Raw genomic sequence first — 11,127 nt, forward strand, 5'->3', positions numbered from 1 at the left:
GGCGGGGGCGCTCCTGCCGGTAGGGGCGGGGGTGGTGTCGGATAATACTGGTAGTATGTCTGCGGGTAGTAGTACCACATCATGTACTGCGCGTAGAGTGGCTGACTGTAATAGCTGGTATACGCTGAGGGCGGCTCAAAATAGCCATATTGCTGGGGCAAGCCCGTGTTACCGAGATTGATCCCGAGATCGCCCAGCATGACACTGAGATCAAACGGCGCAGCGGACGCCGGTGTAGAGAGGGGTAAAACCCCTAATCCGGCAAGGCCTATGGCGATACTGAGTACAATGGGTTTACGCGGCATAGCAAATCCTCTTTTACTGGTTTACTGGATGAAGCCGAACTTATCCCCGGACTGTTGCTTATTGGAAGGGATGGCGGTGGATTACCTGCCGTAGCCATAGTTGTACTGACCAGGTCCTTGGCCGGGAGGAGGCGGTGGCGGCGGATGACCGTAGCCGTTGTTGTACCGACCAGGTGGGAGTGGCTGGTAATACCCTGGATGCCCATATCGGCCGTAGGGGCCATAAGCACAGCCTGAGAGTGCTAAAACACCCACGGCTATAGCAGCGATTTTTCTGGTTGAAATAGACATGGCATATTCCTCCGTAACTATTATTGTTCATGAATATGCAGCATCATGGATAATTTATCAACGATTATTTCGAGACAGTCCCCGGAACGCTCGATCACCTGCACCACTTGCTTAAGTTTAACATCAAATTCAGGTTTAGCAGTATTGCTTATGCTCCTCGCAATCCCTCAAATACGCTCGCATAGCACAATAACTTTTTGTAATACTACTGCATATACTTCATTATGTTCGTTACATGTCGCTCACGAGCGACAATATTATATTTTTCTAAAATAATGACTGCGCACGATTAACAAAATGATTTACTTGAATAATTTTTTAATATAAGAAAAAAATGTGATTAGCTATGAAAATAATAACCGTGACCTTGGAGCGACATGTGCCGAGGTGGTATTTCACGGTTATTATTTTTTATTAAAAAAATCATTTAGTTATAATTTTGGCATAAAATATGCTGAAAATCTGTCATGATTGCTTTCCTTTCCAGCAACAATAAATCTGTATTTTCTTATGGTGTAGCAGGATTAGCTACGGTATTGGCTCTCATAGGGTCTTCCACTGCCTTTGCAGGCTCTTTTTCTTTTGCCAACCCCCAGAAATCTGCACACAAGTTGTCCCGCAGGGCTTGGAAATCTCGCCCCATTTCCGCCGGTCACTATCTACGCAAACTGAGCCCACAGGCATATGGTCGGATTCTGGATATACGCGCTCTCTGGAAGTCGCAGGATTTACCGTTTGAAGTCGCTTTTTATCCCGTGGGACATACTTTTATCCACCCTGTAAAAATCAATGTTATTCAGCACGGACAGTCCTTTCCACTGCCCTACAGTGCCAAACTATTTGCTACGCATGGCATAATCGGAAAGTCCCGACTCCCGCGTAAAGAAGGATACGCAGGATTTTCCTTGCTTTACCCACTGGATACCCCGCCATACCACAACGAGTTTGTGTCTTTCCTCGGTGCCAGTTATTTCCGTGCTGTCGGCAAAGGGGCCGTCTATGGAACTTCAGCGAGAGGCCTTGGAATAAATACGGCCTTACCTTCTGGTGAAATTTTTCCTTATTTCCAGGAGTTCTGGTTGCAACGACCCAAACCAGGGGCGCGGCACATGATCATTTATGCCCTGCTGAATAGCCCTGTAATAACCGGAGCCTACCGGTTTACGGTAATCCCTGGAAAAAGTACACGCATCCGCGTACGGGCCGTTTTGTACCCGCGCAAAAAAATCAAGCAGCTTGAAATTGCACCGCTTTCAAGCATGTACTGGCATGGTCGTGGTCGAGGTATCAGAGCCGGGGACTGGCACCCTCAACAACATGATTCCAGCGATCTGATCATGGCGGCCCGTGATGGTCAATGGATCACAAGACCGTTGAATAACCCCCTGCACATCCAGGTGACTCGTTATCTTCTCAATAACCCCATTGGTTTCGGATTCTTTCAACAGGATCGCCGCTTTTCTAACTACGAAGGATTAATTACACAGTATCAAAAAAGGCCCAGCGTCTGGATTCACCCGCTTAATCACTGGGGGAAAGGACAGGTGGAGCTGGTAGAGTTGCCGACAAACAACCGTAATACGGATAACATGGTGACCTTTTGGGTCCCCGCGAAACCCCTGCGACCGGGTGAATCACTGCGGGTGCATTACCAGATCCGGTTTTTCCGGAACGACAAACAGCTCCCATCTGGCGGGCATCCAGTCGCTACCTTTCTGGGTAACGATCCGCACATGAAGGGCGCCAAGACATTGGTTGTGGATTTCGCCGGAGATGGATTGGGTCATCTCCCCGCACAAACCCCCATGCACGCCCATTTTACCGTCGGAGCAGGGGTACATGTTCTCCATTCGTCAGTGCAATTTAATCCCTTGAAGCATCAATGGCAGGTGAACGCCCAGATTCTCCCAGCCAGATATCATCCCCGTAACATCAGCCTATTTCTGGCCTCACAAGGGAAAGTGCTTAGTGATACCTGGTTATATTTATTACCCCCTCAAAAGGAGGCAGCATAATGTATAGAAGCCCGGATAATTTCGATAGCCTGCATCCAATTCGCCCTAGTAACGACCCGTCTATCCACCCTGTTAGACTACCCACTGCTGTAACACATTACCTGGACAGGCTCGAGCTGTCTTCCGAACAACGGAAGTGGATAGAAAGCCAGGTCATAAGAGGTCTACAAACACAGGTTGGCCAACGCAATGAAATAAGTCCAACTTGGTTTGCACTGATGCAAACCGCTATTGGCGCGTTGGCTGAGGATGGCGATGAACTCAATACACGTCTGGCCATCGCGTTACCGGCAACTAGCGCGCAAAACCATCCAGCACGTTGGTTTAAAAAGCAACAATCTCCGGCTTTATTGCGTTCTTCTATGGCGTCAAAGCGATTCGTTCGGAAGATTCGGGAATATATCCGGGAAGACTGGATACCAATCTGGACCCCCAGGACAACATCCTGCGCGAAAAATACGGGAAGGCAACGAGTTATTCATGTAGATGCGCAACAGATTTCAGGATATTCAAAAAGATGGTCCTCTTCCTACCCTTATTCTCCTGCACAACAGACGCGCAAGACCTATGCAATCATCCAGATCTCCGGGGAGTTCAAGCGATACGCGTGCTTATCCCAAGAGTATTTCAATCTGGCTAAACCAGCAACCGTGTGGAGATTTGCATGAGCTTAAAGATGAATCGCAAAAAAATGGTTCAATCACTTGTCGCAAGTATTTTATGTTTAACGTCGGTTCATGCTATGGCCCATGAGGATCATGCTCCGCAAAACCCTCAATATCAAACAAAAATACTGAAAAACAAGGCCGAACGACTCAGTTATGACACCATTTTGGCGTTGAAGGCGCGCCATTGGAAAACCGCCCTGCATGACACCCAGTTGATGAACAAAACTCTTCATAAAATCTGGTATATTCACCAGCATTGCTAACGATTGGAAAATAATGAAAACGGTCCGCAAAAAATATCCATACAGGGCGCGCAAGTTACTGTATATCCTTGCCCTGATAGGAGGGCAAGGAATGGCCTTACCCGCTGCTGGACATATCTTCTTGCATTCCACAGCGGCTTGCGACTATCTCAAGGAACATGCCATCACAAATCGTGACATGCAGGCTTCGGCTCACACTGCAGAATCATGGTCCAGGCAAAGGGTCGCCCTGTACATAGATCAGCCTCAGTCTATTAGGCATGTCGCCCATATACCAGATGCGCCTTACCTCACAGCCATTGTTGGTCAAAAGGCAGAATGTGTTGCCGCTGCACCTGCCTGGTTCAAAAATTTAACCTCTGCAGAGCAATCCTGGTTATGGTTGGTAGGCATTGCCAGTTTACGCCATCCACACATCTATCATCTCATGCTTCATGCTGCGGAACATCCACCACAAGGACTTTTTGCCGGTGTTGAAAAATGGTACGGACGCCGCGTTGCGAATCGCAGCATTCTGAAATCAGAAAAGCAGGCGGCCCTCTGGTTGCCAGACAAGGACCATGGTGCAGCCCGAAAAGCATTAGAAAAGCTCTCTCGTGAACCTGGTTTTTCGAAAAATTCCTGGTTACCCAAATTAAAGCAACAGATGCATGCTATTCGTTAGTTTGATGTGCATGAAACATTTAAATAGGAGCATGAATGACACCCAATGAGATTGAACAAATTGCAGAAACGTCGTTCACTGGGGAGAGTAGCCTTTTTAAAGTATTGCATTGGTCGATCGCCGTACTGATTGTTTTTCAGGGCCTATTGGGTGCTGCCAACTTACGTATAGCCTGGCTGCAAGACCATCTGGCGAGTGCCATTGTGGTGCATGAAGAGATTGGACTACTTATTTTATTGCTCACGCTGTCGTTATTTATTATACGGGTCATTACTGGACGAAGATCAGGTGCAGGCGCGCAACCAAGTCACCAGCTATGGGCCAAGATGGTCCATGGTGCTTTTTATGGGCTCATTTTCGTTGAATGCGCCATCGGAATCTGGATGATGGGGCTTCTGGGTAAGGGCTTGACGATTCTGGCATGGCATATGCCGCTTCCCATTACCCCCGATCGCCACTTTGCTTTTTCTACTGTATTGCAATGGCATGCAGCAGTAGCGTTAACGCTGGCGTTTTTAATCGTTATTCATAGCCTGGCAGCACTTTATCATCATTACGTGCTTCGCGATCATACGCTGACCAGAATGTTACCCGTTCGCCTATCACGTACGAACCCCAAATCCTGATGTCAGTTTCCAGCTATTTTTTGAGCTATCTCCATGCCGCAGTCGTTTCGGCTTCGGGTGTGGTGGATCAATATGGGTTGGCCATAGTCGTGGCTGGATTGTTCCTGGAAAGCGCTGGCGTCATTTTTTTACCTGGGGAGACCCTGTTGATTGGTGCAGGTTTTGTAGCCAGCCAAGGTGCCTTTAATCCGCTAGTATTATTTGCCCTCGGCATAATAGGTACCAGTGCCGGTTGGTTCACCTCCTATTACATAGGTTACAAAGTCGGTATCAAATGGGTCAAAAAACATGGTCGATGGATAGGGATTACAGCAGAACGCCTTAATAAGACGCATACTTTCATGAATAAATATGGTTCCATAGTAGTATTATTTGGTCGATTCATTGTTCCGTTGCGACAGCTTCAAGGCTACATCTCTGGATCGGCAGAAACTACACTACACGATTTTTATCTCTGGAATATATTGGGTGCAATCATGTGGGTTGCGTTTTGGGGCGGCGCTGGATATTTTTTGGGAATGTTATAGATGTTTGTGATTTAATGTTCATAAAGTTGCCTGCAAACGTGAAATGGAGGGCTACAATCATTTCTATTGATAGAATTAAATTTACATGGTGGTTATCATCGTTCTTATTATGTATGGCCACATTTTATGTGAGTCCTGCTTATGGAAAGCAAGTGATGACATTAAGCCAAATAGAAAATATTGCGCAGCAGTCACCAGCAATGCACGAGAAAGAAAATGACGTACGTGCAGCCCAGCAGGAGATCAAAATTTTACACGCAGAGAGCTCGCCTATTCTCCAAGGGAGAATAAAGGCTGGTCATTATACCCACTTTAACTATGACGGTATTCCACGCGCCTACATTATGAAACCAAAACTCGGATTTAAATATTATTTATTTGGCGGAAATAAATATTTGCGTCACATTACCGCAGAAGCCGAGCCCGCATACTACAAAAATCTTTCTAAATATGACTCAGAGTCAAGAAATATCAGAATGCATATTCAGAAGTCATATGTGACCTACTGGGAGAATTATAATATAGCACAAGAGTTAAAAAAGATTTTAATAATTTTTAAACATGATAAACATATTCCAGAAAGTGTGCATGGAATTCTTGAAAGGTTGCGTCTAACGACTTATCTTGCACGCATGCGTACAGAAATATCTTTACACAAGATGATCGAGACTATAGGACACAAGCTTCATTCATTTATCCCTAAGCGACCAAATGAAAAACAAAATACGCACAGAATTCCACCAAGCGTGCTCCGCCTGCATCCTGCTATTGAAGGTTTAATACGCTATTATCATGGGCAGCGCAAACTCGGTTGGTTACGATTTCTTGATGTAAAGTTAAAGCTTTTTGTGAGACCCTCCTACTACCCGGCAGCGGGAAGAACGAAAATGGCAATCATCGGTGGTTTGTACCTGAACATGCCGATCGACATCATGGGTGCAGTACATCATGCGAATCAGCAGCTCGATATTGATCGGGAAAACATCCTTCTGAAGCTCAAGCAAGATGCTTTAAAAAGTCAGCAAGAACATAAAATTACTAAAATAAAGTTACCCATTTATCACAAAAAGGAACGGTTCTGGAAAAACCGCACTAAGTATTGGTATAATTTTTTAAAACGGGTACTATCACGAGATAATGGCGATATAAAGGCAAAAAATGCTGTGAACAAGGTGCCTCATGCCTTGAGGGCTTATCGAGAAGCGACACTTAAGTGGATTCATGCTGAAGCGGCTTTGACTTTAATGCAGTATCGCTCTTGATCATACTACCTGCTGTATAATTTATTCATCACGTAGACACTCCGTAATTCATGATTAGTAAATATCTCCCGGCAAAGCCGGGAGCTTTAGCTCATGAGCCGCTCAAAGCGGCTTAAAACGGGGACGCTAACGCGGCCCCTCAGTTTTGGCGCCAACACTGGGTGGCCCGGATTAGCTCCATATGTTCAACTGATCTACTCGTTCATCCTCTTTCTTCTGATGGCGAATATAATCCCGAATCATCGCTTCATCTCTACCCACCGTCGATATAAAATACCCGCGCGCCCAAAAATGCTGACCCACGAAATTACGCTTCCGTTTACCGTAAGTCCGTGCAATATGGATCGCACTCTTGCCCTTGATGTAACCCACCACACTGGATACAGCGTACTTCGGCGGTATCGAAGTCAGCATATGCACATAGTCCACCATCAGATGTCCTTCTTCTATCCGGCTTTCCTTATGCCAGGCCAAAGCCCGAAATACCTCCCCAAGATCATTCCGTAACTGACCGTACAACACCCTACGTCGGCACTTCGGAATAAATACTATGTGATATTTGCACTCCCACTTGCTGTGTCTTAGGCTCAATCCTTCGTCCATCGGTATCTCCTTCGTCGTGTGCTTGGCGGCTCACAGCGTCGGTTCTCCGATGGACTCCACTATATGTCAAACATCTACTGTCACCCCGGCAGAGCCGGGGGATTTCCTATTTTTGGTTAAGCGTATTGTCTGACGCCCATTCCCAGTTGCCCTGCTGTGCGGTACATGCGGCCAATGATCGTCTGACAGTGGCTATTATTCCGGGTAGATTATCAACCTGACTGAAGAGCGACAACACAAATACTTAAAAATTAACCAGATGGAATAAGTCAGCGTCCCACTGTAGTGGACTGACTACAGTACAGTAGGGCTCGACCGAATGGAAACTGGCTGAAATCTTGTAGGAATGCTTTTTGCTGGTACGCCTTTGGTCTTTTTTATGGGAGCATCATTATGAAATCCATTCCCTCCCCCTCAACAGCTCGACGAAAATCGATGCTATGGGTGGTGGCTACCACCCTCGTCCTTTCATCGGCCGTTGGGATCACTCCAGCACTCGCCGATAATCTTTCATTAGGCCTGGCCGTTCCGGGGCTGAGTGTTTCAGTAGGCGGAGCACCGGCCTATTATCCCGTATCTCCACCAGGCCCGCCTCCACCGGGACCCGGGCCTTGGGGAGGGCCGCCACCGCCGCCCCCACCCGGGCCTCCACCCGGCTCTTACGCGGCTCTTACGCGGCTCCCACGCCTGTAGTGGGTTATGTATCCACTCCCTGGTAGGAATGTTGGGTGTATTCGCCAAACAGGATAAGAGAAAGGCCGTATTATTGGCTGATTGCGGGCACTTTATTGTTGAGCGGCTGCGCCTCAACCATCTTGGCGCCCACGCATCCAATCCAGAGAAAATCAGGACTACAGCGCGATTGCCAGCAATACCAGGCGCAGGTATATCTATTGCAACAAAAGCTGACAAAACGACCGCACGCAGAAGGCCAAAGGGACGACCTTGACCAAATTCAGGCGGTCGTACAGCCGTTATGTACCAAACCGCTTTCTGGAACGTCCTATCGGATTGCCCGACAAGAAATTCTCCGGGCAACCCGGGATGTGGAACAACTATCCGGATCCTCTTCCACTACACCATAAGGAGCCTAATCCCCATGCAATATCCCCTTCGATTAAAATTCGGTCATCACCGGTACGGGTTAAAAGTTCTGGCGTTGGGTTTTTGTCTGATCGCCATGACTGGCTGCGCCAATATGAGCCCCACAGGACAACGCGCACTGAGTGGTGGGGCTATCGGTGCTGCGGGCGGTGCAGTGCTGGGTGCTGTTGTGGGTGGCAATCCGGCCGTAGGAGCCGCAGTGGGCGGTGCAGCAGGAGCAGCAACCGGCGCTTTGATGCACTGAAATCCTGATTCATGACCGGAGGAAACGCCCCATTTCAGAAAAATGGGGCGTTTTTTAGGACCTGTTTACAGAAAAATTGTCTGACTTTTACAAGACATACGCGCCCATAAAATTCTTCACGGAGGTGGTGGCGGGGGCGGCGGCCCGGGTTGCTGGTAATAAGCCCCAGGACCCGCTGGCCCTCCGGGCGGCGGTGGAGGTGGGGGCGGTGCAGGATGCGCATAATATCCGCCAGGGCCTGGAGGCGGTCCAGGGGGGTAGGCATAACATCCCGCCAACGCCATCAAGGTGCCGAACAAGGTCGCTACACGTAAAGCTGGTTGCCAGATGTTACGGCGCTTCAGTGACTCCATTTCATGGAACATACGGTTCTCCTGTAGGAAGATCGGTTTTTTATCTTTCCCCGAACAAATAGCTCAGGGGTTACGGTATAAAAAATGTGCATACCTCCTTTCCGCTTTGCGGTCACGTTTTTCGGACTTGTGAAGTGCTTTCCAATATTGAAAAAGCAATAAGCGTTCCAGCACAGCGAAAGGATCTTGCGACAGAAGCGACATACTGAGCCGTACCCGATTCCAGAAGAGAAGGGATCCGTTTTCATGGTAAGGGCCTACAACAGGGACGCTATAGCGCCATATTGTCGCTAAAGTACAACAGATCTGCTGAAGAAAGGGCCATGTAGTCGCACCGTTTCGTGAGCAGACGGCACAGGCCACTGATTACATGAAAAATCTATCCCACGGGAACCTTTGGCATAAATTCTGCTGTCTTAGTCTCTGGACTCGACAGGGAGATTGTCTACTTCTTGTCTATCCCGAGTGGCTCGATCGTAACGGTGTGACCTCGAAAGTCCTGCCATCACTTTCCGGCTGTTTTTTGACTCAACCAACAGGAGTGTTCCGATGATTCAGAAAAAAATATGGCTTACCGCATTGACCCTCGCACTGGCATTACCCCTGGGCGCAGAAGCGTCCGTATATGGCGTCATGAATCAGGTTGGTGTTTCCGGCAATGTACAAGGGGCCACCAATCGGTATGGGAACACCAACGGTGGACTCGGTCTACGGGCCAGCCTTTACAATGGTGGATTGTTCGGCACGGCGAAATACCGCCATGAGTTCGGGGCTACCTACCAGGGTTACACCGGTGGCAATACCAACACCATTGGGCTCAAGCTCGGCTATCTTTTCAACGCCAGCAATATCTTGGCTGTCGGGCCTTATGTCGGCTATGAGTATAACCGCTTTGCGCAGTCCAATGGCTATTATGGTTACCACTCTTCGCTGAGCACCAACGGTCTGGGTGGCGGACTTTATGCGGCAGCATCTCTGCCAGGCGTCAATTTCACCGGATATATCGGATACCTTGGCGGTATTTCGGAAACCCAGCATCTCTCTGGATTTGCACCAACCACTTTCAATCGCACTTCAGACCTTCTACAAATGGGGGTGAACGCCTATTATCCCCTAATGGCCAATGTCTCTCTGTACGTCGGATTACATGATGATGATTTTACACAGCGAGGCGCGCCGAATATTCTTCGCGGCGATGTGGGCTTGGGTATGCAGTTTTAAGGTACAATGCGGGCAGGATGGTGTGAAGCATACATCCAACCCAGAGACAGCGAACCGTGCTCTGGGTTGATGTTTTCATGATTCAGTGATTTTACTGAAAAGTAACGAAGCGTCTTTTAATTTCAGAAAATGCCCATGCACCGTAATAGACCATGGCTCTCAAGTCATACATATATGAAAAGACCAAACCACAATGAATTTCAGGGCCATATCTCGGCGGAAATCAATACATACTTGAAAAGTCGAGCAAAAGGAGTGCCTATTTGAGCAGAGGTAGAAGTAAGGCGTGCTTGTTGATTGCTTGTATGGTCTGGGTATTTGCGGGCATTCCGGCCGAGGCTTACGGGAGTCATTTTCGACCTGGGCCGAAAGGAAAGGACGTCACCATTTCGAATGGCGGCCTTTTGATAAAATTTAACATTCCTTGGGGTGGGGTGGTGGTTTCGGTGTCGAATAGACACGTAGCCCATGGGCTGAACATTGTCGACACCCATGATCCGGGGCGTGAATTACAGGTGGATCAGTTTTTATTTTTGATGATAAACGGTCATCGGAGCCTGATGCTTAACTCTACGCAGGCGGGATCTTTTGGACACCAGGCCTTTTATCTGCACCCCCATGGGGTCGTACATCCGGAAATTGGAAGCAAGGTGGTGAGGTGGAACGCGAGTCGAACGCATTTTCATGCGGTGATTGATCCGGTGGATTACGATACGGGCCACCCTACAAAGTGGGTGTACGTAGAGGATGTTCGGATTAGCGCGAAAGGTGTTGCCCATTTTCATTTTACGTTTTACAACCACGGAATGCAGACCTACCTATTGGACTCGGAAGTCCCTACGCTTTACTCGGACTGGACGGATGCGTTTCTATATCCGCTGGTTTCGCCGTATGGGTGCGCGGGGCGGTCTCTTCTGCTTCAAGATGCCAAATGGCCAGTGAGGATGGTTCGTGGAAGCCGCTGGCCTGAAGGCCATCTGA

Annotated in this window: 12 protein-coding genes and 1 pseudogene; 10 read left to right on the top strand and 3 right to left on the bottom strand. The window is 48.3% G+C overall.

Translation table 11 applies throughout. The annotated features are described in order from the left end of the window. A pseudogene (locus tag HAP95_RS05550) lies at positions 1–305 on the bottom strand (translation initiation factor IF-2); the annotation flags it as partial. A gap of 758 nt (positions 306–1,063) precedes the next feature. Between HAP95_RS05550 and HAP95_RS05555 the strand changes: the two are divergent. The 7 genes from HAP95_RS05555 to HAP95_RS05585 all read left to right on the top strand — a co-directional run bounded on the left by HAP95_RS05555 (position 1,064) and on the right by HAP95_RS05585 (position 6,621). Continuing rightward, the gene (locus HAP95_RS05555; protein ID WP_215883317.1) at positions 1,064–2,611 is read left to right on the top strand and encodes an OpgD/OpgG family glucan biosynthesis protein; all 1,548 of its coding nucleotides are present in this window, start codon (positions 1,064–1,066) and stop codon (positions 2,609–2,611) included. Next, positions 2,611–3,279, top strand: coding sequence for a hypothetical protein (locus tag HAP95_RS05560; RefSeq protein WP_215883318.1), 669 nt, complete (start codon positions 2,611–2,613; stop codon positions 3,277–3,279). Before HAP95_RS05555 ends, HAP95_RS05560 begins: the two co-directional genes overlap by 1 nt. Next, the gene (locus tag HAP95_RS05565; protein WP_215883319.1) at positions 3,276–3,542 is read left to right on the top strand and encodes a hypothetical protein; all 267 of its coding nucleotides are present in this window, start codon (positions 3,276–3,278) and stop codon (positions 3,540–3,542) included. The genes HAP95_RS05560 and HAP95_RS05565 overlap by 4 nt, the downstream gene beginning before the upstream one ends. A gap of 91 nt (positions 3,543–3,633) precedes the next feature. Next, entirely contained in the window at positions 3,634–4,206 is a 573-nt protein-coding gene (locus tag HAP95_RS05570) for a hypothetical protein (protein WP_215883320.1), read from the top strand. Between the two features lie 35 nt (positions 4,207–4,241). After that, a complete protein-coding gene (locus tag HAP95_RS05575; RefSeq protein WP_215883321.1) occupies positions 4,242–4,832 on the top strand; it encodes a cytochrome b in 591 nt (196 codons plus the stop codon). Further along, on the top strand, positions 4,832–5,359 hold the full coding sequence (locus HAP95_RS05580) for a DedA family protein (protein WP_215883322.1): 528 nt from the start codon (positions 4,832–4,834) through the stop codon (positions 5,357–5,359). Before HAP95_RS05575 ends, HAP95_RS05580 begins: the two co-directional genes overlap by 1 nt. A gap of 155 nt (positions 5,360–5,514) precedes the next feature. Further along, complete coding sequence (locus HAP95_RS05585) at positions 5,515–6,621, top strand: hypothetical protein (protein WP_215883323.1); 1,107 nt, start codon at positions 5,515–5,517, stop codon at positions 6,619–6,621. Positions 6,622–6,792: 171 nt separating this feature from the next. On the opposite strand, the gene tnpA is transcribed toward HAP95_RS05585, so the two are convergent. After that, on the bottom strand, positions 6,793–7,224 hold the full coding sequence (gene tnpA, locus HAP95_RS05590; RefSeq protein WP_215883324.1) for an IS200/IS605 family transposase: 432 nt from the start codon (positions 7,222–7,224) through the stop codon (positions 6,793–6,795). A gap of 1,099 nt (positions 7,225–8,323) precedes the next feature. Between tnpA and HAP95_RS05595 the strand changes: the two genes are divergently transcribed. Then, positions 8,324–8,572 (top strand): YMGG-like glycine zipper-containing protein, encoded by a 249-nt coding sequence (locus HAP95_RS05595; RefSeq protein ID WP_010636705.1) that lies wholly within the window; start codon positions 8,324–8,326, stop codon positions 8,570–8,572. A gap of 116 nt (positions 8,573–8,688) precedes the next feature. Here the strand turns inward: HAP95_RS05595 and HAP95_RS05600 are convergent, their stop codons facing one another. Further along, positions 8,689–8,937, bottom strand: coding sequence for a hypothetical protein (locus HAP95_RS05600; RefSeq protein ID WP_215883325.1), 249 nt, complete (start codon positions 8,935–8,937; stop codon positions 8,689–8,691). Between the two features lie 537 nt (positions 8,938–9,474). Here HAP95_RS05600 and HAP95_RS05605 point away from each other — a divergent pair. Both HAP95_RS05605 and HAP95_RS05610 read left to right on the top strand, forming a co-directional pair. Next, on the top strand, positions 9,475–10,146 hold the full coding sequence (locus tag HAP95_RS05605) for a hypothetical protein (RefSeq protein WP_215883326.1): 672 nt from the start codon (positions 9,475–9,477) through the stop codon (positions 10,144–10,146). 305 nt (positions 10,147–10,451) lie between these two features. Further along, on the top strand, positions 10,452–11,127 hold a 676-nt coding region (locus tag HAP95_RS05610), incomplete at its 3' end, for a hypothetical protein (protein ID WP_215883327.1).

Origin of the sequence: Acidithiobacillus sulfurivorans (assembly GCF_018853815.1) — a bacterium.
Classification (GTDB): domain Bacteria; phylum Pseudomonadota; class Gammaproteobacteria; order Acidithiobacillales; family Acidithiobacillaceae; genus Acidithiobacillus; species Acidithiobacillus sulfurivorans.